Annotated in this window: 22 protein-coding genes; 10 read left to right on the top strand and 12 right to left on the bottom strand. The window is 42.5% G+C overall.

Annotated elements, in window-relative coordinates:
• Positions 1-32 precede the first annotated feature (32 nt).
• The 4 genes from rpsO to F6K46_RS12595 all read right to left on the bottom strand — a co-directional run bounded on the left by rpsO (position 33) and on the right by F6K46_RS12595 (position 2,873).
• Positions 33-302: a 30S ribosomal protein S15 gene (rpsO, locus tag F6K46_RS12610; RefSeq protein ID WP_070395791.1), complete on the bottom strand. Its 270-nt coding sequence runs from the start codon at positions 300-302 to the stop codon at positions 33-35.
• 60 nt (positions 303-362) lie between these two features.
• A complete protein-coding gene (gene ruvX, locus F6K46_RS12605; protein WP_075904618.1) occupies positions 363-791 on the bottom strand; it encodes a Holliday junction resolvase RuvX in 429 nt (142 codons plus the stop codon).
• Between the two features lie 112 nt (positions 792-903).
• Positions 904-2,142 carry a GNAT family N-acetyltransferase gene (locus F6K46_RS12600; RefSeq protein ID WP_293052796.1) on the bottom strand — a complete coding sequence of 413 codons (1,239 nt, stop codon included), beginning with the start codon at positions 2,140-2,142 and terminating at the stop codon, positions 904-906.
• A 428-nt stretch (positions 2,143-2,570) separates the two neighbouring features.
• Positions 2,571-2,873: a hypothetical protein gene (locus F6K46_RS12595; protein ID WP_008188499.1), complete on the bottom strand. Its 303-nt coding sequence runs from the start codon at positions 2,871-2,873 to the stop codon at positions 2,571-2,573.
• A 244-nt stretch (positions 2,874-3,117) separates the two neighbouring features.
• On the opposite strand from F6K46_RS12595, the gene F6K46_RS12590 reads away from it, so the two are divergent.
• On the top strand, positions 3,118-5,457 hold the full coding sequence (locus F6K46_RS12590; RefSeq protein WP_293052793.1) for a DNA polymerase III subunit gamma/tau: 2,340 nt from the start codon (positions 3,118-3,120) through the stop codon (positions 5,455-5,457).
• Here the strand turns inward: F6K46_RS12590 and F6K46_RS12585 are convergent.
• Positions 5,422-5,556, bottom strand: a complete 135-nt coding sequence (locus F6K46_RS12585) for a hypothetical protein (RefSeq protein ID WP_293117070.1) — start codon at positions 5,554-5,556, stop codon at positions 5,422-5,424. The two genes, F6K46_RS12590 and F6K46_RS12585, sit on opposite strands and share 36 nt — an antisense overlap.
• 61 nt (positions 5,557-5,617) lie before the next feature.
• A complete protein-coding gene (locus F6K46_RS12580; RefSeq protein WP_293052790.1) occupies positions 5,618-7,669 on the bottom strand; it encodes a tetratricopeptide repeat protein in 2,052 nt (683 codons plus the stop codon).
• Positions 7,670-8,161: 492 nt separating this feature from the next.
• On the opposite strand from F6K46_RS12580, the gene F6K46_RS12575 reads away from it, so the two are divergent.
• Positions 8,162-8,293: a hypothetical protein gene (locus tag F6K46_RS12575; protein ID WP_293052787.1), complete on the top strand. Its 132-nt coding sequence runs from the start codon at positions 8,162-8,164 to the stop codon at positions 8,291-8,293.
• Positions 8,294-8,381: 88 nt separating this feature from the next.
• A complete protein-coding gene (locus F6K46_RS12570) occupies positions 8,382-9,206 on the top strand; it encodes a P pilus assembly protein, chaperone PapD (protein WP_293052785.1) in 825 nt (274 codons plus the stop codon).
• 417 nt (positions 9,207-9,623) lie between these two features.
• On the opposite strand, the gene F6K46_RS12565 is transcribed toward F6K46_RS12570, so the two are convergent.
• Entirely contained in the window at positions 9,624-9,746 is a 123-nt protein-coding gene (locus F6K46_RS12565; RefSeq protein ID WP_081431384.1) for an HNH endonuclease, read from the bottom strand.
• Positions 9,747-10,039: 293 nt separating this feature from the next.
• On the opposite strand from F6K46_RS12565, the gene F6K46_RS12560 reads away from it, so the two are divergent.
• The 3 genes from F6K46_RS12560 (at position 10,040) to F6K46_RS12550 (ending at position 14,809) form a co-directional block, all read left to right on the top strand.
• Positions 10,040-10,366 (top strand): hypothetical protein, encoded by a 327-nt coding sequence (locus F6K46_RS12560; RefSeq protein WP_293052780.1) that lies wholly within the window; start codon positions 10,040-10,042, stop codon positions 10,364-10,366.
• A 98-nt stretch (positions 10,367-10,464) separates the two neighbouring features.
• On the top strand, positions 10,465-12,393 hold the full coding sequence (locus F6K46_RS12555) for a hypothetical protein (protein WP_293052777.1): 1,929 nt from the start codon (positions 10,465-10,467) through the stop codon (positions 12,391-12,393).
• 88 nt (positions 12,394-12,481) lie between these two features.
• Positions 12,482-14,809 carry a GTPase gene (locus F6K46_RS12550; protein ID WP_293052774.1) on the top strand — a complete coding sequence of 776 codons (2,328 nt, stop codon included), beginning with the start codon at positions 12,482-12,484 and terminating at the stop codon, positions 14,807-14,809.
• Here the strand turns inward: F6K46_RS12550 and F6K46_RS12545 are convergent.
• Complete coding sequence (locus tag F6K46_RS12545; protein ID WP_293052771.1) at positions 14,806-15,348, bottom strand: hypothetical protein; 543 nt, start codon at positions 15,346-15,348, stop codon at positions 14,806-14,808. The two genes, F6K46_RS12550 and F6K46_RS12545, sit on opposite strands and share 4 nt — an antisense overlap.
• Before the next feature lie 202 nt (positions 15,349-15,550).
• Between F6K46_RS12545 and F6K46_RS12540 the strand changes: the two genes are divergently transcribed.
• On the top strand, positions 15,551-15,676 hold the full coding sequence (locus F6K46_RS12540) for a hypothetical protein (protein WP_293052768.1): 126 nt from the start codon (positions 15,551-15,553) through the stop codon (positions 15,674-15,676).
• A gap of 125 nt (positions 15,677-15,801) precedes the next feature.
• Here F6K46_RS12540 and F6K46_RS12535 read toward each other — a convergent pair whose 3' ends face one another.
• Positions 15,802-16,338, bottom strand: coding sequence for a hypothetical protein (locus tag F6K46_RS12535; protein ID WP_075904600.1), 537 nt, complete (start codon positions 16,336-16,338; stop codon positions 15,802-15,804).
• A gap of 345 nt (positions 16,339-16,683) precedes the next feature.
• Between F6K46_RS12535 and F6K46_RS12530 the strand changes: the two genes are divergently transcribed.
• Complete coding sequence (locus tag F6K46_RS12530; protein ID WP_293052765.1) at positions 16,684-19,353, top strand: carboxypeptidase-like regulatory domain-containing protein; 2,670 nt, start codon at positions 16,684-16,686, stop codon at positions 19,351-19,353.
• 415 nt (positions 19,354-19,768) lie between these two features.
• On the opposite strand, the gene rpsF is transcribed toward F6K46_RS12530, so the two are convergent.
• The gene (rpsF, locus tag F6K46_RS12525; protein ID WP_070395774.1) at positions 19,769-20,077 is read right to left on the bottom strand and encodes a 30S ribosomal protein S6; all 309 of its coding nucleotides are present in this window, start codon (positions 20,075-20,077) and stop codon (positions 19,769-19,771) included.
• A gap of 560 nt (positions 20,078-20,637) precedes the next feature.
• On the opposite strand from rpsF, the gene F6K46_RS12520 reads away from it, so the two are divergent.
• A complete protein-coding gene (locus F6K46_RS12520; RefSeq protein WP_293052762.1) occupies positions 20,638-21,438 on the top strand; it encodes a fumarylacetoacetate hydrolase family protein in 801 nt (266 codons plus the stop codon).
• Here the strand turns inward: F6K46_RS12520 and F6K46_RS12515 are convergent.
• Positions 21,435-21,911, bottom strand: coding sequence for a Tic20 family protein (locus tag F6K46_RS12515; protein WP_293052759.1), 477 nt, complete (start codon positions 21,909-21,911; stop codon positions 21,435-21,437). The two genes, F6K46_RS12520 and F6K46_RS12515, sit on opposite strands and share 4 nt — an antisense overlap.
• A 139-nt stretch (positions 21,912-22,050) precedes the next feature.
• A complete protein-coding gene (locus tag F6K46_RS12510; RefSeq protein ID WP_075904588.1) occupies positions 22,051-22,248 on the bottom strand; it encodes a hypothetical protein in 198 nt (65 codons plus the stop codon).
• A gap of 1,091 nt (positions 22,249-23,339) precedes the next feature.
• Here F6K46_RS12510 and glyA point away from each other — a divergent pair.
• Entirely contained in the window at positions 23,340-24,623 is a 1,284-nt protein-coding gene (glyA, locus tag F6K46_RS12505; RefSeq protein WP_293052754.1) for a serine hydroxymethyltransferase, read from the top strand.
• The last annotated feature ends 214 nt before the right edge of the window (positions 24,624-24,837 follow it).

Raw genomic sequence — 24,837 nt, 5'->3', positions numbered from 1 at the left:
CTCTTTTACACTAGGGTCCGTTCAACTAGGGTCTAACCCCGAATACCTAAGCGCTCAATCAAGTTTTTATACCGTTGTTGATCGTCTTGACGAATATAGCTAAGTAAGCGCTTGCGGCGACCGATCATCTTTAATAATCCCCGTCTAGACGAGTAATCTTTTTTGTGGCTTTGTAGATGGAGACTCAATGTATTGATACGCTCAGTCAGGATAGCCACTTGCACCTCTGCCGAACCAGTGTCAGTTTCATGAACCTGGTAGCCATTAATAATTTCAGTTTTACGTTCTTGAGTTAGACTCATCGATAAAGTTTAAATAGTATAAGTCAACAGTTTTCTATTCTATCACCATCAAGAAGGGATTCAATTCCCCGAGCGCCGCCTATCTAACCACTGTTGTAGGATGATAGCAGCAGCGTGACGGTCAATCAGTCCTTTATTGTGGGTAAGCGATCGCTTACTCGCCTTGAGTCGCGATTCAGCCTCCCAAGAGGTAAGCCGTTCATCGATATACTCTAGCGGCAGCTGAAGTGCTGTGGCTAATCGCCTAGCCAATTTTTGCACCTTTCGTGCCTGGAAACCCAGGGTTCCATCCATCGAATAAGGTAAACCTACCACCAGTACCTGCACTTCTCTGGTTTCAACTAACTCTCGCAGTTGGTCAACATCCCGTTGAAAGGAGGTACGCTCAATGGTAGTTAAACCAGTAGCAATCAAACCCGTCCCATCACAACCCGCCACACCAATACGTTTGCTTCCCAAATCCAATCCCAGTGCTGAAATTCTTTCCATAACTTAAGCTCCTATGCTATCCATTTTTAGTCAAAGAGCGAATTTGGGGAATGGCACATTAGGTATGGGGCATCTGTAAATTAGCTTTTATAACCCAAGTGGGGATAACTAACTACTTCTGCGGTGAAGATTTAACTGACACCCTCTCCTCTTGAGAGACTACACTGGAGGACTGGGAAACCCCAATGGAGACCTTTTTTACCTTAGCACGGTGTTTCTTCGATGGGGATTGTGACCAGGATATGCGGCTGGGGATTGGGGTTCGGGCTGGCTGTAGCCCCTGAAGCACATCCGATAACTCAAAAGTAACAGACTTGGTTTCCCGCAACTTATGCCAGACGGAACGGGACATCAGCAGAGTATGCTCAATCCGTTCTGCTCCCAGCTGAGCTAGATACTCTTCCTGCTCAGCTTGATAGTCAGCCGTTGCCAGATTTAGGGATTGGGAAGGCAGTTTTTGAGCAATCCTTGCTATCTGAGACAGTAACTCTGGATATAGGTAATTGTAGGCTGGATGAACTGTTAACTCAGCTGAGTTGGTACGGTTACCATCACGGCACAGTCGCAGCCGAAAATAGCCAACGGCGACTTTACGCTGTGGTTCAAATACATAGGCACTGATTACTTCAGTATGATTTAGCCACTGCCACAGTGAATCAATGATTTTCCGTGACATACTGGTTTGAAAATCCTGAATATGGCGGTCAAAAACCTTACGCACTATTGGTGGCATTGATGCCGTATCCAGCTGATAGAGCAACTGAGCATCTGCGTTACTGACAGGCAACAGGTTCGGCAAATCTGGTTCACGAACCGCCAATTTTTCCAGCAGTTTTGGCTCAATCGCCCAATAGGTCATCTGAGCTAGGGGCTGGAATCCGTTTTGCCGATACAGAGCCAGTGAACTTTTATGATTGATATTGACTTCCAATAACCAAGTTCGCGCTTGCCAAATTTTTTCAAAGCAATAGCGCAACAGAGCCGAGCCAATGTCTCGAGTTGCCAGGGTGTTACTTACTAGAGGAGTGTTGGCATCAACTAACACCTGCTCCACCCGCCAAGTACTACGGGTGTGATTAAATGGGGAAATTTTGATCAGTCCGCGCAGCTTTTGGAGTTGCTCAGCCACATAGATACAAAAGCTGTACTGGTAGGGGTTGGGAAACCAACTCAAAAACTTCAGCAACCAATACCAGCGTCTAACGTGCTTAAGTGGCTGTTGGTCAACTGATGGGTAGATCTTACTCTGCCCATCAGTTGCCTGTTGCACTAGCGTCTCTATTGCTGCCAAATCATGGTATTGAAATGGGCGGATCAAGTTCTTCGGGTTTTCCGAGACAGGTGAAGTCATTTTGGGTACGGATGCCATGAAGCTGCTCGCTCTGTTTGACCCATGTTCTTGCGCTGTAACCTACATTTGCAAGACTAGGGTTACTGCCAATATATTAGCTATTTTCCCATCATCCCAGTTGTGATAAGACATATGAGTAATATCAAGTTGTTTTCATGGGGTTTAATGCACCAGTGGGACTGTTGAGTGTTGATTGTTAATCCTTAACAGTCAGTCAAGGGTCAACACTCAACATAGTCTCAACATAGGTAAGCTATCAGCGTGTCGCCTATCAGCTATCAGCCAACAGCCTTTGGCCACAGTACTTAAGGAGCACACCGCAATTGAATCAAATAACCTGACCACTGACCGCTGACCCCTGACTGCTTACCAACATAGTCTCAACGTAGTATAGACACGCCCCTATCTAGGGCTTAGTCTTGTAAGGTTTAGTCTTCATCCATTATATTCCCTTTGTCTACCCGTTCTAACTGCCACAGAATTTGATTACCTTCACGCCTGACCCTTGACACAACCCAGTTGCGCCAAGACCAGTGGTTACCCCGACTAGTGACAGCGCTGGCGTTCACATCCATTAAATCGGCCAGTTCAGAACTACTAATCAGGTAGCCTTGGCTGGCAATTTCATCCGCGATGTGTAGAGTTTCTACCAGATTACGCAGTTGAGCAACTCTCACCTCACGGGGTAATTCGTCAGTTGTACTAACAGAAGAAGAAATAGCTGATTCCATAATTAAAACAAAAGATATATATCGATGAGGTAGAAATGCTCGATTATATAGTTTACGTAAAGTAACCCATCAGTAGTATAGGAGTCTGATATCCCTGTTACTATCTTTGGTGAAAGATTACCACCGAAGATAAAGGTTTAACAAACCCCTGTCTCCAGCAATCCCTAACAAGACCCCCATCTGTCTTGCCTAAAATTAAAACACTATTAGCTAAACCGCGAGAAACCCCGCACAGCACAAAGTCGTGAGCTACGAACCCCTACATCACAAATATCGTCCCCAGAGATTTGCGGATTTAGTGGGGCAAGATGCGATCGCAAAAACCCTAACCAATGCCATCGAGAGTGAGCGCATTGCCCCTGCCTATTTGTTTACTGGCCCTAGAGGTACGGGCAAAACCTCTTCGGCAAGGATTTTAGCTAAGTCCCTCAACTGTCTCAAGACTAATTTGCCAACTCCATTGCCTTGTGGGGAATGTCAAGTCTGCCGTGAGATCGCTGCTGGTTTAGCCTTGGATGTGACTGAGATGGACGCAGCTAGTCATACCGGTGTAGATAATATCAGAGAAATCATTGAACGGGCTCAATTTGCCCCAGTCCAGTGCCGCTACAAAGTGTATGTGATCGATGAATGCCATATGCTTAGTACCGCAGCCTTCAACTCCCTTCTCAAAACCCTGGAAGAACCGCCGGAGCGGGTAGTCTTTATCTTGGCTACCACAGACCCTCAACGGGTATTACCCACCATTATTTCCCGCTGCCAACGTTTTGATTTTCGCCGCATTCCCCTAGAGGCAATGGTGTCTCATTTGAAGGATATTGCAGTTAACGAAAATATCGCTATTACACCAGATGCCTTAACCGTAGTGGCACAAGTGGCTCAAGGGGGGCTCCGGGATGCAGAAAGTTTGCTAGATCAACTGAGTTTGTTAGATGAACAGGTCACGGTAGAGCAGGTTTGGGATTTAGTAGGGGCAGTACCTGAACAAGACTTACTGGCATTGCTAAACGCGATCGCATCTTCTGAACCGGTAGCAGTACTAGAACAATGTGGCTATCTGATCGATAGAGGTCGAGAACCCCTAGTTATCCTACAAAATCTGGCTAGCTTCTACCGAGATTTGTTAATTGCTAAAACTGCTCCTGCTCGTAATAATTTATCAGCCATCACCCTCCCAACCTGGCAGAAGCTGTGTGAGTTAGCTATACAGTTGGATTTGGAGAGTATTTTACGTGGTCAACAGCATCTAAAAGACAGTGAACTTCAGATCAAAAACACTACCCAGCCCCGTCTGTGGTTAGAAGTAACTCTAATGGGGTTATTGCCAGGGGCTCTTGCCTCTGAATCCCTAGAAACCTCACAGTTATCCCCTAAAAATCCATCAGTCAAACCCTCAGCACCTGCGGTGAAACCTAGGCACCAGCCTAACCTAGCACCAGTTGGGAGACATCAGCCCAGAAAAGAGCAATACAATCAACCAACCTCTACCCCAGATCAGACTACTCCTACACCAGAGCATCCAAGTAAACAAGCTCACAAGCCGAAGACTCAGAAAACTGAGGAGCCTAAGCCTTCAGAAAGGTTAGGGTTTCAACCACACCCGGACACCTCTAGCAATGGCATACCCAAAACCCCTGATTTAGTCTCAACCTCAACACCGAATCAGGCGGTTGACCATAGCGCTAGGGTTGAGCGAGATAGGGAGGTTAGCAACCAGCCCTACCAAATCGAGCAGGTTTGGCAACAGGTTATTCATAATATCGAACTGGATGGCTCTAGAGAAATACTGCGTAGCAATGGCTGTTTATTAGCTTTCAATGGCGCAGAGGCATCTATTGGCATCAAAAAGAAGGGTGTACAAAAACTCATACAAGGAATGTTGCCCCAAATTCAAAAGGCATTTGCCAAAGTCCATCCAGGTCATGTGAAAGTTAATTTCCAACTAGTAGGAGCAAACCCGTCCCAGACCGCTCCTCAATCCAGAGTGACCCTACCAGCAGTACCAACTCAGAAATTACCTCCACCAATCACTACCCCAGAAGCACCACAGGAATCTTCAAACAGCAAGGGGGATTCAAAGGGGGATTCAACCGAAGCCAAACTAGTTGTGCCACCTAGCACCAGTGACTCTTCAAAGACAGCGGTAAACCCTTCCCCCCAACCATCCCAGCCAGAAAACCTTACTCCTCCTAGCAATTCTGAAACATCTGAAGCAGCGGAGACTGTATTATCCAGCCCAGCATTATCTAGCCCAGCATTATCCAGTCCAGTATTATCCAGGCCAGCCTATGACTTCCCTGACTTAGGCTGGGATGCTGATCAAATAGAGCAAGCTTTAGGAAAAATTAAAGATTCTTTTGGCGGAGAAATTATTGATTTAAATGATGAGCTGAGTAATAATGAAGTGATGCCCAAAGAGCCATTAGTAGAGTCGTTTGTCAAGGATACTCAGGGTACCTTTGACCAAGAGCAACCCGAATCATCAGTAGCCGAAAATCAACCTGATCCAAGACCGTTTTCGATAAAGATTCAGAATAGGCCGCAAGAGTTAGAATATGATGAAAATGGTGAACTCCCTTTTTAGAGTTATGATCAATTTGAGAATTGGGGTACCAAAGGGAACAGCGGATCTGGGAATAGGGAGTCGGGAGTCGGGAGTCGGGAGTTGGGAACTTTGGATCAAGAATTATCACAAATAATTTAGCTTCCCTAGAATTGGGAATTGGGAATTTCAATTCCTAGGCTCATAGGCGAGGCAAAATTTCTGGTAATAGCTGACCTGGAACTTTGGAAAGGGCAAAGCTTTGTCCCGCAGGACCATTTTCCCGAGAAAATGCCCGAATGGTGTGGATCAGGTAGTTCAGAGAAATTTGGTAGGTTTCGGGTTGATCAACTGTACCCATACAAGCTTGCACATGTTGGTGTAGGGCAGCTTCTAAATGAGTTAACTTAGACCCTTTGGTTAAGGAAAATTGTGGCTGTGTCCCTAGCTGGAAATTCACTAGCCCCAAGTTGTTGTAGGTAGCGATAATATCAAAGTTAACTGGTACAGGTGATCTGTTCTGGTTAGGGACTTGGTCAGAGGGGTGTGGTTGATATCCTGCGATCGCAAGAGCATTTTCATAAGCCGTTATACATTGCTTAAGGTATTCTGCTCTTGCCCCATATTCCTCCTTGAACTGGTCGGCTAAGTGCCAGTAGGCGGTACCTAGGTTATTCTGTGTCGCAGCACAGCCAGCTGGGTCAACCTCCGATTTCCGGTATTTGAGAGCATCTTGATAGGCATATATGGCTAGCTTCAACCAGACTGTTGGTTGTTCGTGCTGGGCAAGACTCCAGTAAGTCGTACCCAGGTTATTTTGAATCATTGCCCAATTCTGAGGATTGGCTGTGGTGTCATGATGAGAGATTGCTTCTTGGTAGGCTGCGATCGCTTTCTTTAAATTAGGCACTGGTGATTGATATTGCGCTAGATTCCAGTAAGCCGTTCCTAAATTATTCTGGGTTGAAGCATATTTAACCAAGTCATGATCAGCACCGCCATAGCGCAAAGCTTCTTCATAGGCGCGAATAGAATTTTCCAGGTTTTTAGCTAAATCTTGGTACTGGGCTAACTCTCCATAAGCTGTTCCCAAATTATTCTGTATCATGCTAAAAATTTCCGGAGATTGTTCCGCTAAAAAGTCAGTTAGTGCTACTTGATAGCATTTAATGGCTTGCTCCAAATAAGAGGCCATCAGGTTGTCATTGTTCGGACAACGAGATAGCATCCAGTAGAAATTTCCCACATCATTGAGGATAGCGGATTCTTCGATAGGTGTGAATTTTGACCATTGCAGCGCCTGCTCATAAGCCTGGATTGCGATTACTAAGTTTTCCTCAGAGGCATCTCCTTGTTCAATCAGGTAGCGATAATGATTACCCAATTCAAGATAGGTTTGGCCTGTAGATGGTTTTTGAGTTCCAGGTTGCAAGTTATTTGGTTCAGAGTTATCTTGTGGTGTTTCAGTTTCAGTTGTCGGTGGCAGGTTATTTAGTTGTAAGTTATCTTGTCGTGTTTCACTGTGATTTTCAAGTCGCACATTCTTTGGTTCAAAGTTATCGTTTGATGTTTCAACATTAAAACTTTTAACTGTCAACACATCCTCTTGCCGTGACAGTGTCTCCACATCTTCCTGACCAGGATCGATTACTGTTGTTGAAGGGGGTAATGTGTAGGAAGCCTCTGGTGTATCAGTCACCCGTTGGGATAGGGGTGTTGGTTCTCCTTCAAACTCAAAGAAACCAGTGTGCTGTTGCCAAAATTCTGGTACCGACTGCTGAATGGAATAAAACCAAGGTCGTGGCAACCAGAGCAAGAAAGTCAGTTCCCAGTAGCTGAGATTATTCCCAATTGACTGTAAATGCCTGAGAAACAATCGTTGCAGTGTTGCCGGTTGCCGTGTTAAGTTTTCTATACCCAGAATCTGAAATCCCGGTATACTCTCAGAAGTGTAAGATTCCTCATGGTCGGTTAACCATTGACTAATCTGAGCTACAGGATTGGGTTCGCTCAGATTTAAATTCAAGCTGACCAACTTTGGGTAACCTTGGTGGTTCCTTGACCCGTTTGCTGCAGATAAGCCTAACTCTCGGTATAGTTGATCTGCTAGGTGGTTGCGCAGATTCAGGTCATCACACACTGCCAAAAAAAGCTGGCGGCGCAGACCAATGCTCAAAGCGAGTTTCAAACGTTGATAGGTTTGCCGATTCCAACTGGAAATTTCTTGATTTGAGGCAATGTCCGTTACTATCATGCTGGCATAGGTGTCAGAGCAAAGGGATTACATATCAACCTTTTCCTGCTTTTGTTACCTAAGTCAGGATTGAACTTGAATATTCTGTGATCATGGCTTAATTTATCACTACTTAGCACTCAGGACGATTTTAAGGGAAGTATTGTTTAAGTATCATTACAAAATAAATTACCTCCTCCTATTCTCGATAATGCTTACAAAATCAGGATTTTTATTTTGTAAAACCGGTAATTATTTTTGTGTGAATACTTACAAATTACTTAGGATTGCTATATCCGTATTTATAACGATTTTTTTTTTAAAATACTCTATAAAAATCAGTAATTTCAACCATAGCTATTACTAAAATTTTAGTCAACAATAGATTAAAGTATATCGCTGGTTACTAAATTATCGTAAGCAATCAGCAATCAGCAATCAGCCGTCAGCCGTCAGCCGTCAGCCTTTGGCCTTTGGCACCTCAAGTAGCACCTCAAGTAGCCCATAAGCTAAATGCTTACTTTTATATTAATTAGTTACACATATTTTTACCTATTTACTATTCCCGATTTCCGATTTCCGATTCCCGATTCCCGATTCCCGATTCCCGATTCCCGATTCCCGATTCCCAATTCTAACTTCTAAATTCTAAATTCTAAATTCTAACTTCTAACTTCTAACTTCTAACTTCCCGATTCCCGATTCCCGATTCCCGATTCCCTGTTCCCTAGAAATGATTAAACTCAATCAACATTTAATATCCTATTTAGGTAGTTGCGCCTTATCTGCACTGGTGCTGTTTCCCGGATTAGCTAAAGCTCAGGTTCAAGTTTCTCCTTTAGTTATTGAAGAAGAAGCAGAACGAGGTCAAGCCAAAGGTATCATCAACGTCACCAATCGCAGTAATAAGGCGTTTCGAGCCCGTGTCTATGCGACACCTTTCACCTACGATGAAAATGGGTTTGAGGCGTTGGAATCTAGCTCTAATGACTTAACCCCTTATCTACAATTCTCCCCTCGTGAGTTGGTAGTAGAACCAGGAGTAACTCGCCGCATCCGCATGATTTCCCGCTTTCCTCCTAGTATGGATAAAGGGGAATATCGGGCAGTGATTTTCACAGAAAATCTGGAACATTCTCAGAATAATAGTCGTGGTGTAAGTATGGGCATCGTACCTCGCGTTGGTGTCACTGTCTATGTACGTCATGGAGATATTTCTCCCAAATTGACCGTAGAGGAAGCGAGCTTTGATCACAAGAGTAAGCAGATTCTGTTACAGGTTAGCAACAGTGGCAATGCCTCTGCACGTCCCAAGGTGGAGTGGACTCTGAAACAGGGAAGCACTACGGTCACCACTGGCAAACAAAACGAATGGACAGTTATTGCTGGGGGGGAACGGAAGATTTCTATCGGATATCCTAGTCATGCCAAGGAATTGACAGCTGGACAATACCAATTGACTGGAACCTTGCTTTGGGGCGAAGAAGAGAATCGACAAAGTGTGCCTTTTAGTATTAATCTGACTGTTCCCACCAGCACCACTGCTCAGAGTAATTAACCTGAGGGCGTTGCTTAATAATAGAATGATTTTAAGAGTTTTGTGGAACAGGCATCTTGCCTGTTCCCTGGTCTGTGTTCGGGTGCATCTCCTAAAAGTTGTTTGACCCAGCAGTGGTGCGTTACGGGCAGCAACCTAAGCCTGGCTACGAAGCGAAACATGAAGGCCCCCCTGAAGCACCACTAGCAACTCTTCCCTGGTCTGTGTTCCATTAAAGTGACAGCTCCTTTTTGCTGCATTGCTTGCCTGTTCCTTGAGGAGTAGGTAGAATTAACCCCGTCTCTTACTGGCTGGTATCTCACCGTAAAGCGCAAAAAATCAACGCAACCAACCTTGTTCTTACTCGCTAGTCCATTTTAACACGAAAGCCCTTGATAAATCCCGGAACGCTCCACCCCCACCCAATTAATTGGGCGGCTAACTCTCGCTTTGTTTACTCTCTGTTTTTTTTCCATCGTGGCAGTGTAGATGAAGTAATTCTAGATTTTTATCCCAATTACTTCCACCTTGTGAGCGCGGTATGATATAATTTGTATGCAATAAATCTCCATTTCTGTTCGCGAAGTATCGGCTACGCCGAAGGTAAGATCAAAGTGGGAGCACTTCTCTTTTTGCCTTTTCAACAGCCTTGCCAATTGAGCTGGTCATTTCAGGATGTTTTCCCATTCTGATACTCCAGTAAATGTAACTTCTCAATTACCCCTGCACCCCCTGTTTAGGATATATGTTGGCAGTCCCTTTGCCAAAAGTAAGTGAATCTGTTATAACTCAGATATGACTGAAATTACTGTGCTTGCCACTCTCGACGACACAACCGACCTCCCAGAGAAGGAATGTCTGGGCTTGTTTTTGCAACAGCAGCAAGCAATAATAGGGTTGTTGGCTCAGCAAAATCAAGCATTAGAGAAACAGGTAAAAAAGAGCGTCTTTATCGGTTAGATCAGGCGGTGATGTTAGGGGAGTGTGGTTTAGTCAAAGAAGCTAATCAAGAAGCTGAACAACCATTAGTTTATTGGGGTAATAATAAAGTTAACAACTTTTTACCTGATTTTAACTTAGTAATGGAGGTCGCCCAAACAGATGATATTAAATTGTTAACCAACTTGCTAAATGTCTATCAACTAGCTAATTGCCAAGAAGAAGCTATTACGCTTCAATAAATCATTCAAACAAACCATCAAAACATCTAAATTTGAACCATATTGATTGGTTTGTTTACCATAAAAAATAATCAAAACCAAATAAGGAGACGTCTATCATGTCTAACAAAGCATTGCAAACTCTACAATTTATCTTTCAAGATCGTCCTGATGTTTTACGACTATTTGATTTCAGAGAAGTAGATTTAAGTGGTCGTGTAGATGAAGAATGGTTAAAAAAACAATCTGAAAAAGAGTTATTTCCAAAACCTGTTAATTTTTATGCTACTGGACGTACAGGTGCAGGTAAAACTACACTAGCAGTTACTTTGATAGATCCTGATAAAAAATTAGCAAATACTATTAATGATGTTAATAATGATGAGGTTTTTGAAAGTTCAGGTAAAACAGATTGCACTTGGATGGTAGTTTTCTTTAAAATGCGTAGTAACTTATGGTATTTTGATCTTCCTGGTGCTGGGGGTTGTAGCGATACATACGAAAATATTAATCGAGCTGCTTTGATGCTTCCCCAGATTGATGATGAAGATGAGGAATTAATACCTATTGATAAATTTGAGTTATGGAATTGCTCAGATTATCCTACTACTAAAAAAGTTTTAAAAGAAGATATAGCTGTAGAGCAATGGCAATCCCCCGAAAATCAGGAAAATTGTAAACCTGATATTATTCTTTATGTGGTTGCTCCTCATACTCAATTTGTGAAACCAGATCGTAAATATTTAAAAGCTTTACTCAGAAAACAGAAAAAACAAACTGATAAAAATCAAGTAATTTTTGCCCTAAATATTCATTTCACAGATGATGGAACAAGAATAACCAGTCAAGCAAGTGTAGAAGATGCAAGGCAACAAATAACTAAAATTTTTAAAGAATTTTACCCTAATGAGTCTGTGCCTATTGTTGAAATTGACTGTAAGCAAGGGACAGGAATTAATCAAATTACCAAACTAATGCTTACAATGTTACCAGATAATAAAATTGGTAACTTTAAACAAGTTTTACCCGATCAACTGAAGGAATTTGCTATACAAGAACGTAGTTGCCGTTATCGCAAAGCATTAATTCAGATTGCAAGTCGTCTAGCTACTCGTAAAGTAGATGAAAAACAAGGTAATCAAGACTTACTCAATGAAGCCTATATGGCAGTTGCTGATTATGGTATTCGAGTTTTTCAGGAAGAAGATGCTACCTTGGAAGCTGCAAAAGAATTGAATGATACAATTGTTCAGTTAGCTCAAGAGGCCAAAATTTCACGAGAAGAAGCGCAAACGATCTTAGTAGATCGGATTGTTTATAACAACCGGGAAGTCGAAAAAAGTGAGTATGTACCTGATTTTCAAGACGTAGAAGTTGAAAAGCAAGTTATAGAATATGAACAATCTCAAGAATCAATAAAAAAACCTGTTGATGGAGAAGGTTCTCCTGGTGGTATGGCTGGTGGGGCTGATCTTGCTGGTATGGCTGGTGGGGTTGATCTTGGTGAATTAGTAGGTGCAAGTGCCGCTGCCTTTGGTGAAATGGCGAGTGGTACAATGGCGGCAATAGGAGCTGGTTTAGCAACCGGCGGATTAGCATTTCTACCTGTTCTTGGTGCTAGTATGTTTGGTGCTGCTGGAATGGGTGGAAAGAAACAGAAAAAACAAGTTACTGTTAGTGAGGATGTGATTAAACCCGTAGTTAAAACTATCACAACTACTGAGAATAAATTTATGGGCATGAAAGAAGTTAAGAAAAAAGTTTTAGAAAAAGTGCCAGAAGTAATACAACAAGAACAAGAGATAGGCAAAAAATATTTACAAGGTGGTTATCCTGTTGTTGAAAACTTGTTAGCTATTGGCTTAGGCATTGAAAGTGCTAATGGAAAGCAAAATTTCCAAACTGATTTTCAGGAAATAGTAGAAGTAGGGCGTCAAGAAACTCAAGCAATATTATTGCCATATAAGGAAGCGATTAACTCCTTTGCTGTTAGCGAGAATGAAGAAGAAATTAGCAAAATTTTAGAAAGGATTTTAATCCAACTTTAGAACCTTGTAACAGAGTGGGGAAATCCTAACTATTCCCTGCTCTAGATTTAAAAAGTATTCTTTAAGCACATGTTAGAAACAAAAAACTATGTATTTCCAACTTAAGCCTCCATCCATTTCTAAAATTCGTGCCAAGTTTATCATTGAAAAGCTCGGCAATTATCCTAGAAATATTGATAATATTAACTTATTTTTTACAGGTAGAACAGGAGCAGGTAAAACGACATTAAGTAATCGTTTACTTGGTAGTGATTACTTCTTGTCTACAGGTCATCAAGATTGTACTAAGGAAATTAATCTAATTGAGTTTCCTATTGGTTTAAAATGTTTTGATACTCCTGGTGTTTGTAGTGATGAACTCTTAGAAAATTATAATCGAGTTGCTTTAGGAATTAATCAAATTGAGGATTGTCCCATTGTAGAAGACCTTACTTTAGCAAGATATCGAGAAAATTGTTCTGCTCCTCAAGAAGAAAATCTTAGTATATCAGAATTTGTAAATCTAGAATTTCAGCCAGATTTAATTTATTATCTCATAGCACCAGAAAAACTATTTACGAGAGGCGACCGCCAATATTTAAGAGATTTACTAAAATTTAACCAAAATGTTATTTACGTTTTTAATATGTTTGTCAACAAGCAAACAGGGATGAACTATTTTGCCAAAGACGCAAATATTCAAGACACAGCTACCCAAATTTTAAAAGTTCATCATAAAGTTTTAGGAAAACATTCTCAGCCTGTTATTATTGGAGTTAATTGTTTTACAGGAGAAGGTATTTCAGACTTATTACATGAGTCTGAAATAATGTTAAAAGGAAATAAAGGTCAACTTTTTAAAGAATTAATTCAATATCAACAGCAACAAACTCCTGATGAATATGTTAATCAAGTTAAGCAAGAATTAATCCGATTATATGCTCATGCTGCTTGTCAAAAGGCAACAGGAAGTGATACTTGCGATCAACCTTTACATCTACTATCTTATAGTTTATTTGATTTTATTGTCAGTCTTCCTATTCAGTCAGACCAAGACGATAATTCTATTCCTGAACAGGTTAAGAATATAGTAAGCGATGTTTTTGATAATCCAATTGTTGAAAAAAGGTCTGAGTCACTGGCAGATAAGTTTGAGTATTTAATTAGATCCAAAGAATATATCTTTACAGAAAGAATTGAGTATTTTAATCAATTAATTAAGACTTCTGTTTTTGATATACAAAAACAAGCCTATGACCTCAGAAATCAAGAATTTGAAGAATGGGAAATAGAAAAAGAATCTGTTAAGCAAAAATTAGATGAAGACTGGGATAGTATCTTAGCAATAATTCAAAAACTAGATAAATTAAATACTTTACTTGAATCCCTTAATCAAGAAATTGAGGAACTTATTGATGAGTATAATCCCCGTATTGATGCTAATAATTCTCGTTACCTTGACATTTCATCACGTCGTCATAATTTCAACTCTCGTTTTGATCGTTGGAAAGATAGACTTGATAAGTATAATGCTAATATTGACAGGATTAACCGTAGTTCGTCTAGATTAACTTATGAATCTAAACGGTCTCTTGATAGAGAAAGTGATTATCTTGAGCAAGAAAGAAGTTCTATTAAATCAGAAGATAGTTATATTGAATCTCTAGAGACAGAATATCAAAAAAATGTTGAATGTCTTAAAGAAGAAAAAGCTACAATTCAAACTCAAATTGACCAGCGTGATGCTAAAAAAGAAGAATATGGACGCCAAAAAAAATTACTTTTAAACAAATTAAAAGAATATAATCTTTTAAAGAAAAATGCTCAGGATGAGAGTAAGTTTTGGTTTGAAGTGATTAAATATTTTAACGACGAATTAAGTGCTCTTGATGACAAAATTGAGCAAAGAATTGAAGAAATTAACCTTCATATTCAAAAAATTAGAAATCCTCTCTCCAAAGACTATCTTGAAAAATTTACTACAATAGAAGATGCGATTGATGAGTTGCAGGAATTAATTAACCGTTGTCTTGATGAAATGGCTGTCTTTGAAAACCAAATTTTCACTTTTAATCAAGAGCTAAATTATTGTATTTTCAAGGTCAATATCAATAAAATGGTAACCCAAGTTTTACAAAAAACGACAGAACATTATTTTGATGAAACGGGACAATTTGAATATAGATTTAGTCATTACCATTATTTTGGTAAACATGGAATTACTGTTTTATTAGCATTGACAACAATGATATTTTTTGATATCGCTCAAGACTATGATTTTTTTTATAGTGATTTACTCCAAAAAGTAGAAAACTTGGGAAGTTTTCCGGAAAATCCAACAGAAGCTCAAATATATAACTTATTGTCTTGTAATTATAGTTTATTATTTGAACCTGCTTTTGATAACAAAATCAAACAAGCTGTGATGACAAACTAATTAGGAGAAACAGTAATCTTAAACTTATAGAGATATTCACCAGCCACCAGTGGTGTCAAAGATTCAATGGATAGAGAAGCCACAAGATCGTAGTTAACAGACTCATTAGTTTCTACTGTGGATTGGTCTCGATTATCAACTACTTGACCATTTTTGGAGAGTATCTCAATAATTTCCCCATCTGGACTGCCACCTATAGGAAGACCTAAGATGCCATACTCTACCTGACTTGCTTGCTCTAAAAGTTTCCGAGACCGCTGATTCAAGGGAATCAATTCCCCAATACTGACGGTGACGTTAGAATTAAATATTAGGTTACTTCTAGCGGGTTGCTCAACCGTAGAGGTCAATCGATTGGCAGAAATTTCTAGACTTCCGATTTCTACGTTAACAAATGAACCGACTCCCTCCACGGTTCCAAAAAACATAAACTCCTGGTCAGATGTCGCTAACTGGGCACCAGCACCTATAGCACTAACGGCTATGCCCAAGGCAGTTATCGTAGTAATGACTAGGGATTTTATCAGTTTTTTTGACATGGTAATTTCCTGGGATAACGTTACGGTTTTATATCCGTATTATTCCCCTATTACCATCCTGATTATTCCCAAAGATATAGAAAATTTATAGAAATATTACTTTTTATTAATTACTAGTTATTAGTGCCTGATGGCTCACATATAGCTGAATGCTTATCTACCAGTTATCATAAGTCATGAGGTAGACAATATTTTTTACCTCTTGCCTATTGCCTATTGCCTATTGCCTATTGCCTGTTGCCTGTTGCCTATTGCCTGTTGCCTCTTGCCTACTCCCTACTCCCTAAAAAAAATGTTAGATTACTATAAATCAACCATTTATTGGTAAAATCTCCGTAGGAAAAATCAGGTCAAGCCGATTCCCACGGAGACAACAAAAAGATATAGAGGTTAATTGCATTTACATCAATCTTCCAGCGGGATACGTCGCTGGCTTCCAGCCAAAATTTGACCTTAGTTAGCTGTAGCTGTCACGGTAAACTTAAAGGCGTAATCACCACCTTCAAGGGGTAAAAGTCCCACGATTTCCATGTCAGCTTCAACCTCGAATTCGCTAGGAGGTAAATTTAGTGTTTCTGCTGCAGGTTCTCCCATAGTACGTTCGATTTCATCAGTTGTTGGACCATCAATCTCAGTAAAAGAAACGCCATAGGTGTAGGTCTCTGCGGTTTCTAAAAGTCTTTCAGATACCTCATTCGTCGCCATCAAGTCTCCAAGAGAGATAGTTGCTGGACTATTACAAAGCATTAAACCTGTAGCATAATCACCTGGGTTAACAACAGTTAATACTTCGTCTACAGGGTTTGTTAAAGTACCAGCTTGAACATCTACAAAAGAACAGGTGCCCTCTACTGTGCCCTCAAATTCAAAATCCTGCTCTATCGTAGCAGAAGCAGGAGGTACCTGAGCCAAAGCACTGGTAGCACCAGCAGCAACACCTACAGCAGTCAAGGCGGAAATAACTAAGAATTTACCGAATTGGTTTTTCATGTCCTTTATCTGGTGGAAATCAACTGTTTGTTTATACTTCTATTGTTTCCTAATTTGCTAACTGGATACATCCGGAAAGATACCGAAGTTTAAAATTCAGTGAACTTGATTACGGTGGATGAAATTACCGGTGATGGGGTGATGGGGTGATCGTTTTTCTAGTAATAAAGTGCGAAAAGAACCCAATCGACAGGTAGACTGACTACTTCAGTACTGCTAGTGCAGCAACACTGAAGTATCAAACCCCTTAGTTGTTACTGTTACTTCAGCTGACCAAGTTGGGAAGTCTGTATGTAGTTTCCCTTAAAAAAATTAGTCAGCATTTAGTCAGCTCATAGGTGTTGGATGAAAATTATTTCACTAGCTTATCTAGCTGTAACAACTCTATTGTGTTCTTTGATTACCATAACTTCCGTTTTTGCCCAAACCCTAGCACCTGAGGTATCAAAACCGGAAGTCGCCGCCACTACCTCTAGCCCAAGGCGAAACGATAGTGATCAATTGATTATTCTTCCTGTAGGCGTCAATCTGGGAAAACAGAATGTGATTCCTAGTACCTTAGTGCGGGGATTTGAAGATGGTTCCCAGGCAATTAATTTTGAAACATGGCTGATTCCCTTAGATGATGTGATTCAGGGCTTGAAATTAGATGTCAAACCCTTAGAAGACGGTCTATTAGAAGTGCGATCGCCTGGTTTAGTTACCCGCATCAATCCAGAAGAATTACCAACTGACCCAGAATTAGGAGTAGTCATTCCTGTCAAAACCATCCAAACTCTTCTAGGAGTGCCGACGGAGTTTGACATGATTGAATACGCCATTACGTTTAATCCCCCCTGGTTAAATGTGCGGCGCAAAGGTCGGCGCACTCCAGAAATCCCAGTTGTACTGGAAGGATTATCTGAGATTGATGCCCCTGCCTTTAGCATATCCGCGATCAGACAACGGGTGAATATTAGTGGCAGAGGGGGTGGTAGCAGTTCCTTTTCTAATTCCACAAACTATAGTGGAGAATTTACCAGCGTCGGCACCTTATTAGGAGGTAGCTGGTTTCTGAGGACTAGCCAACCGGATTTAACCAATACTGGGACGTTTCGGTTACAGGAAGCCCAGTATTTTCGGCAAACCGATGCAGCGGATTTTGTCCTAGGTTCCCAGCCCACCTTTTGGCAAAGTCAAGGGACAGGTCAATATTGGGGTGCGACCACTATCCAGCGGTGGGGATTTACCCCACCCTTATCAAGGGGTGGATTTAGTCCTAGCCAACGGTTGCAAGCTAATGACATTGGACGCAGCATTACTGGGGAAGCTGAACCGGGTACCTTAGTCCAGTTGACCCAAGGTTTTAATGATGTGGTAGTGGATGAAATCCTAGTGGACTCCTCTGGGGTTTACCGCTTTGAAAATGTCATAACTGGACGAGGCGGTAGCAATACTTATCGCGTCTTTCTATATCCTGATGGACAGCTTACTGCGGACCCGGAAATTCGAGAGGCCAAATTCTCTACTCTACCCGGTCAATTGACCAAGGGAGCCTCTGCTTTAGTTGTTTCCACTGGCTTGAGTCGGGAATCGAGCCAGAATGGGAATTTATTTGGTGAGTTTACAGACGTACGGGGAGGAATTGCCTATCGTCTAGGAGTCACAGAAGACCTGACGTTAGGGATGGGGGTGGTTTACGACGAGTCAGTATTGGGGTTAGGGGAACTATTCTATCAACCTGCTGGCTTTCCCTTAAAGGTAAAAGTGTCGGCTCTTTTGGGTACAGAGGATGAGGGGATAGACTATGATGCCAGTATTACCTTCCAACCTTCTCCTAAGCTAAGCTTTAACTTCAACAGTGATAGTCTAGCTCAGCGGTTTCGGCTCAACTGGCAAGCTTTTCGTGGTTTAACTTTGAGAGCCAGTGGAAACACTCGGGAGGAAGCCTTAGCTGCTGGTATGAGCATTTTTAACACTAGCCAAAATTTCTCACTCTTTGCCAGTGCTGACATGGATACAAATAATAACTTGCGCTGGAGTTTGAGGTCTAACCTGGGAAGTCTGAGACTGTCCCATCGAGGCAATGAAATCACCACCAATTCCGAACTAATCTATTATTTTTCCAATAGCAGTGCCTCTAGAGGACATTCTCTGCTACTGGGTTACGAAACCCGGGATTCCAATAACCGTGATGATCACCTGGCTCGCTTAGCTTGGCGCTATCGTTCTCCACAACAGTCTAGTGATGGTCGATATCTCTGGGACTTTGATTTCGGCTATGGCTTCGGTTCTCGGGGTAATGGATTGATTGCCTCAGCTTCCAGTGCCGTGATTCCCGGATTAGTATTGCGGTTACGTTACCAAGAAATATCTACTACCTCTGATGGCAGCACCTTCAGGATTGAGCTTTCTCCCAATATCAATGTTCAATCAGGGATTAGCGGTGCCGACACCCGCTTTGACCGCTTACGCAGCCGAGGAGGATTGTTAATTCAGCCATTCTTTGACAACAATGGCAATGGTAAGCGAGATAAAGGGGAAGAGATTTACGTCGAAGAGCCTGATTTACTGTTACTGCTGAATAATAAATCGATAACCTCGTTTCGACCAGATATTCGCAACAATGGGATTTTTGTCAAACTCGACCCTGACACCTATCGCCTCGACCTTGACCCTGCCGGATATCCCATCGACTGGAAACCCGAGGAATCCGCTTATGCAGTGGAGGTGGTGCCGGGTAGCTATACTCCGGTTACTGTGCCAATGGTACTATCCTACACCTTTGCAGGTGTAGTAACTGATGCTGCGGGAGAAGCGGTGCAGGGGGCGAAGGTAGAAGCAGTACCAGTTGATTCAGGAAAATCGATTTTTTCGATTACCAACGGTGCTGGGGTCTTTTATTTAGAAGGCTTGCAGCAGGGTAAGTATAATTTACTGATTAATGGTGAATCGGCTCAACCGAATCAAATTGAGATTAAGCCAGATTCCGAACCTTTCCAAGAACTGAATTTATCGATACTCCTTAAACCTTAGTCTTTAATCCTTAAGTGTTTTGTAGCCAGCAAAGAGTTTACAGGTAATCGGGTAAGCATTCAGCTAATGCGCTACGCGCAAGCTGCGCGAACAGCCCTTAGCGGTCAGTTAATCAACGGGAGGTAGTAAATAAGGTGACGGGCTGGTACGGCTGGTTTAAAATCCTTGCTCGTTTTACTGATCCGAACCCGTGCAGTTAAAGCGCCTGCTAGCACCTCAAGTAGCATGGGCTTTGGCTTCTAGCGTGGCAAAGGCTTGGACGCTGTGACCTAAGCCATAAGCTGATAGCTGATAGCTGACGGCTGAACGCGCACCCGTGCGCGTAGCGCATATGCTTACATAATAGGTAATCGTTAACTACCCATTACCTATTACCTGTTACCCATTACCCATTACTCCCTGGAATACCAAGAGTTCACCCTTCAACTTCTGCTGGTTCTGGTTTAGGGGCTGGGGATGATTCCTGTCTGATGGTGAGGTAGCGAATCACATCTTGACTTATACGCATTGCTCGCTCAATCTTGGCGACATGGGTACCTGGTCCATTATAGTTCATTTGGATATAAATCCCTTCCCGGTACCTATCTATGGGATAGGCTAAACGACGCTTGCCACGATGCTGAATCTCGATTTGCTCTCCACCGAGTTCCTGCAATAGGTCTCGGTATTTGCCGATAGCTTGATCTACTTGTTCCTCGCCCAAATCAGGACGGAGGATGTACATCATTTCGTAAGTGTTTGGCACTGGTATTAATCTCCTTATGGACAATTTGGCTTCTTTTTATCCGATAGACAGCACTAACAATCAGCACTAACAATCAGCTTTCCTTGAACCACACCTTAAGTCATAGTCAAGGTTGGGTAATTGACTTGCTTGCTACTGGATAGTTAAAGAAGCAAGGAATTGATCTATCGCTACTTAAGCGGACACTTACCGGATCGGTAAGTGTTTGGAGTGGTCAGACTTATCTGAATACTTTTATCTGAATCCTTTATCTGAATCCTTGACAAGGATTACCGATTTCACATTATAACCCGTTGTGCAACCAATTTCAATTAAATTTCAATTAAGTTGTGCCCAAAGATAGTAAATTCGTCAAAGGGGAATACCACTAGACACAACCAGACACTACCAGAAGATGCTATGTCTAAATGCAGCTTATTATCTATTGTACTGTTAAGGACAATCTCTTCTCGGTACTAAGTACTGACGTACTACCAACTTAGGACTACTTTAGGTGAAGTAGAGAATTTTCGTAAAATTATCAAGGAACATCTATTGTTATGACACAGCGTTACGTCCGAGTTAAATCTTCTAAAGGACAGACCTACTACGGTTTGTTACAGGTGACCCGCACTATTCAGGTGCTGGATGCACCTCCTTGGTTACAGGGACAACCTATAGATTTAGAGTTGGAACCAGAAAGCTATCAATTGCTGGCCCCGTGTGCACCAACTAAAATCGTGGCTGTCGGGAAAAACTATACTGAACATGCAGCGGAATTTGGAACATCAGTTCCTGAGGAACCCTTACTGTTTCTTAAACCCCCTACCACTATAATTGCTGACTCTCAAGCCATCCAGTATCCGCCTCAGTCTCAGCGAGTAGACTATGAGGGAGAGTTAGCACTGGTAATCGGTGACTATTGCTTAGACTGCACACCAGACGAAGCTCAATCCAAAATTTGGGGTTATACGATCGCTAATGACGTAACGGCTCGGGATTTACAAAAGCGGGATCCGCAATGGACCAGGGCTAAGGGATTTAATAGCTTTTGTCCCCTCGGACCCTGGATAGTCCGGGAGTTGAGTGCTGGGGCAAAATTGCAGACATTTCTGAATGACAACCCTGAGCCAGTACAATCAGCTTTAATTAGTCAAATGGTATTTCCGCCAGATGTTCTGGTATCTTACATTTCCCAGGTGATGACCCTAGTACCAGGGGATGTGATTCTTACGGGGACACCCAAAGGAGTAGGACCAATGGAAGTTGGCGATCGCGTCCGGGTGGAAATTGAGGGAATTGGTCAGTTGGAAAACACGGTTATCTCACGCCCTTCACAGGCTAAGTCTAAGGAAGACTAGGGGACTTGGCTGTAAACGGCTTGACTAAGGCTTGGTATTTCTGCGTAACGACCCATCAATGATTGAATCATGGAGTAGCCGCAGGCGGCAAGGATTCCTAAGAATACTATATTATATAAGGTTTCTGTTAGCAAGTTAACCCCTAGTGCTTGGACTAAAATTGGCAACAATAGAAAAGCCAAAACTAAAAGAATGTCTAAAAGAATCGCTTGCATGGTGTTAAAGCGAACGAAATGGCTGATTTGTGGGTTTCTGACTACGGCTAAGAATAAAACAAAGAAAATAATTAACCCCGCCAACGGGAAACTCCTGTAAATTAAAATTAACGGTTGTAGTGGCAGGTAAATAATGCCGAGAATGGGAAACTGTGTTAGCAGAAATTGACCAAAGGGCAAAACCACAATTAGAGGGAGTATATATGCAAGGGCTGCAAAAATCCGGTCTTTAACATCTGTTGATCCGCGCCAATTCATCGTGATTTCTCCTTGAAGATGTTCAGATCAGGGTTACACTAACTATTATTCAGCATAGCGCAGCACAACACTCTACCCCTGAGCGACCTGAAATGCTATTGACCTGCATGTTACGCTACGGGAACCCCTACTAGAAAAGTCAATCCATATTTACCAGACGGAATCCCATTTCACACTCATACTGTTGAGCTTGCTTCTCACTTAGCTTCTTGAGCACATGGGCACAAAGTAATTTTCCTTGATGCCAGCGAGGTTGACCACTTGGGTCAGCCAGTAAACAACATTGACAGACAAGGTCGGGGGAAATTACTTGGTTATCCGTTAAAATGACTAACATAGCACTAATCCCATTACGCTATCAGGGCTGATGCCGAATTACAATAGTCTAAGGTCTTCTCAACAGGCTGGAGGATAGGGAAAAATCTTGAATTGCTCACGATACCTTATACCGATACTAATCCATAAAATCTTGACCAATCAGCTTAGTGCTGAAGTCTTGTTTATAAGTGCTGTTGATTAGAACTATTGCTTAACCCTATTTTTATCTTATTAGATCCCCTGGATGATTAAGTGTTGTATAATAATAATTTTAACAATCCTCGCTATCCATCCCCACCCTCTTAAGGGTGGGGATGGATAGCGAGACGACGACTTATTGCGAATTGTGTTATAATAAAGCTGGTTGCTGAGACGAAACCTTAGGATAGTGGAGCCTTAATCAAACAGTTTTAACCCTTTTATGCATAGCCGACTAACCATAAAGGCTCCACTATCCTTACGGTAACTTCAAGACCCGCCTGACTGACTAAAAGGCTACCTGACAAATGGTCTGATTTCTTATCAATTAGTCAAACCTAAAGGTGTACAAAGTACTAGCTCCAGATCAGGGAAGAGACAAGCCCCGGCTGGTTGACCATAGAGTCGTAATTCCAAGGTGAGTCTGTCGTAAAAGTTATACGTCCTTAGAAGGCGGATGTCTGCCTGTGGACGCTGAGTAAGACCAATTCCAGCAGACGCGCTTTCCAATGGCTGGGGAACCCGGCCTTGGGTCGCGCCTCTGGTTGAGGCGTCGGGGACGCGCGCGGGAAGCCCTATTGACGAATAAGACCGTCCCTGATTGAGTTGAGATTGGAAGCCCCAACCTCAGCGTTCGCGTAGCGTGACCAAAGGTCAAGCAGGCTGGGGTACTTCACGGGTCGTGTCCAAACAAACCACCTGCCAAAAAATTTTCAGGGCGACTAAAGCTGCTATTTCGGTACCGGTAGTCGCTGATGGGATAAACCCCTGCATGAAAGCGCTACCTCAGTTTTTGATCCCCGCTCTTGCCTAAACGGGGCTTTATTCCCTCAGAGGATTTTTTGTAAGCACATAGACCTTTAAGGTTTTTGTGTCAATTACCAAACGTGATCGATCCTAGAAGTAAAGAAAGTGACTCAAACTAATTTCGATTTTCTCGCCGAAACCGATCCCACGATAGCCACCTATCTGGGAGAAGAACTCCAACGTCAACGGGAGCATCTCGAACTTATTGCTAGTGAGAACTTCACCTCCCCAGCGGTGATGGCAGCACAAGGCTCAGTGCTAACTAACAAATATGCTGAGGGATTGCCCGGAAAGCGCTACTATGGCGGCTGTGAGTTCATTGACAAAGTTGAACAAGTAGCGATTGACCGTGCTAAAGAACTCTTTGGTGCTGCTCATGCCAATGTTCAGCCCCATTCTGGCGCTCAAGCAAACTTTGCGGTATTTCTAACCTTACTAAAACCTGGTGACAAGATTATGGGGATGGATTTGTCCCATGGCGGACACCTCACCCATGGGTCACCAGTGAATGTTTCCGGTAAATGGTTTGAGGTGTGTCAGTACGGTGTCAGCCAGGAAACTGAGCAATTGGACTATGGTCAGATTCGGGAACTTGCTCTGAAAGAGCGTCCCAAACTGATTATTTGTGGCTATTCCGCCTATCCCCGAATCATTGACTTTGAAAAATTCCGGGCCATTGCTGATGAAGTGGGTGCCTACCTGATGGCGGATATAGCTCATATTGCTGGTTTAGTTGCCACTGGTCATCACCCTAATCCTGTTCCTCACTGCCATGTGGTCACTACTACCACTCACAAGACCCTACGTGGTCCACGGGGTGGCTTGATTCTGACTAATCAATCGGATTTGGGTAAAAAGTTCGATAAGGCAGTGTTTCCAGGAACTCAGGGGGGTCCTTTGGAACATGTGATTGCTGGTAAAGCTGTTGCGTTTGGGGAAGCCTTGACCCCAGCATTCAAAACCTATTCTGCCCACGTGATTGAAAATGCTAAGGCTTTGGCAAGGGCACTGCAAAACCGGGAGTTAAAGATTGTTTCTGGTGGTACAGATAACCATGTATTACTGGTAGATTTGCGCTCTATTGGTATGACAGGTAAGCGAGCTGACCAACTGGTGAGCGGTGTCAAGATTACAGCTAACAAAAATACTGTTCCCTTTGACCCAGAGTCACCTTTTGTGACCAGTGGCTTGCGCCTAGGTTCCCCAGCCATGACTACCCGAGGCATGGGAGTGGCAGAATTTACTGAGATTGGTAATATTATTGCCGATCGCTTACTGAATCCAGAGGATGAGCAAGTGGCAAATCAATGTCGCCAGCGTGTGGGACAATTATGCGATCGCTTTCCTCTGTATCCCCATCTGGCCAGTCTTGTACCAACTTTGGTCTAAGGCTTGATGTTTGACAGTTAAGCCTCAGCATAACACCTACAGTAGGGTGACCTAATAATCGACCCTACTGTAGACTTACTAGGTAAGTATTAGAGTCGATGCCCGGTATTATCCGGGGCACCTCTCCTTCAAATCCGTACGTGAAGGTTTCCCCTCATACGGCTCCTAGGTGTCCTTGTCTTTCGACTTGCCCCCGTGAATATATTGGTGACAG

The organism is Moorena sp. SIO3E8 (genome assembly GCF_010692445.1).
Taxonomy (GTDB): Bacteria; Cyanobacteriota; Cyanobacteriia; order Cyanobacteriales; family Coleofasciculaceae; genus Moorena; species Moorena bouillonii.
This window is presented reverse-complemented; position numbering and strand designations above follow the sequence as displayed.

Excerpts from the sequence above, each read along its gene's own strand:
- rpsO (WP_070395791.1), bottom strand. The coding sequence starts at position 302 with ATGAGTCTAACTCAAGAACGTAAAACTGAAATTATTAATGGCTACCAG.
- ruvX (WP_075904618.1), bottom strand. The coding sequence starts at position 791 with ATGGAAAGAATTTCAGCACTGGGATTGGATTTGGGAAGCAAACGTATT.
- F6K46_RS12600 (WP_293052796.1), bottom strand. The coding sequence starts at position 2,142 with ATGACTTCACCTGTCTCGGAAAACCCGAAGAACTTGATCCGCCCATTT.
- F6K46_RS12595 (WP_008188499.1), bottom strand. The coding sequence starts at position 2,873 with ATGGAATCAGCTATTTCTTCTTCTGTTAGTACAACTGACGAATTACCC.
- F6K46_RS12580 (WP_293052790.1), bottom strand. The coding sequence starts at position 7,669 with ATGATAGTAACGGACATTGCCTCAAATCAAGAAATTTCCAGTTGGAAT.
- F6K46_RS12575 (WP_293052787.1), top strand. The coding sequence starts at position 8,162 with ATGCTTACTTTTATATTAATTAGTTACACATATTTTTACCTATTTACT.
- F6K46_RS12570 (WP_293052785.1), top strand. The coding sequence starts at position 8,382 with ATGATTAAACTCAATCAACATTTAATATCCTATTTAGGTAGTTGCGCC.
- F6K46_RS12560 (WP_293052780.1), top strand. The coding sequence starts at position 10,040 with ATGTCTGGGCTTGTTTTTGCAACAGCAGCAAGCAATAATAGGGTTGTT.
- F6K46_RS12555 (WP_293052777.1), top strand. The coding sequence starts at position 10,465 with ATGTCTAACAAAGCATTGCAAACTCTACAATTTATCTTTCAAGATCGT.
- F6K46_RS12550 (WP_293052774.1), top strand. The coding sequence starts at position 12,482 with ATGTATTTCCAACTTAAGCCTCCATCCATTTCTAAAATTCGTGCCAAG.
- F6K46_RS12545 (WP_293052771.1), bottom strand. The coding sequence starts at position 15,348 with ATGTCAAAAAAACTGATAAAATCCCTAGTCATTACTACGATAACTGCC.
- F6K46_RS12535 (WP_075904600.1), bottom strand. The coding sequence starts at position 16,338 with ATGAAAAACCAATTCGGTAAATTCTTAGTTATTTCCGCCTTGACTGCT.
- F6K46_RS12530 (WP_293052765.1), top strand. The coding sequence starts at position 16,684 with ATGAAAATTATTTCACTAGCTTATCTAGCTGTAACAACTCTATTGTGT.
- rpsF (WP_070395774.1), bottom strand. The coding sequence starts at position 20,077 with ATGTACATCCTCCGTCCTGATTTGGGCGAGGAACAAGTAGATCAAGCT.
- F6K46_RS12520 (WP_293052762.1), top strand. The coding sequence starts at position 20,638 with ATGACACAGCGTTACGTCCGAGTTAAATCTTCTAAAGGACAGACCTAC.
- F6K46_RS12515 (WP_293052759.1), bottom strand. The coding sequence starts at position 21,911 with ATGAATTGGCGCGGATCAACAGATGTTAAAGACCGGATTTTTGCAGCC.
- F6K46_RS12510 (WP_075904588.1), bottom strand. The coding sequence starts at position 22,248 with ATGTTAGTCATTTTAACGGATAACCAAGTAATTTCCCCCGACCTTGTC.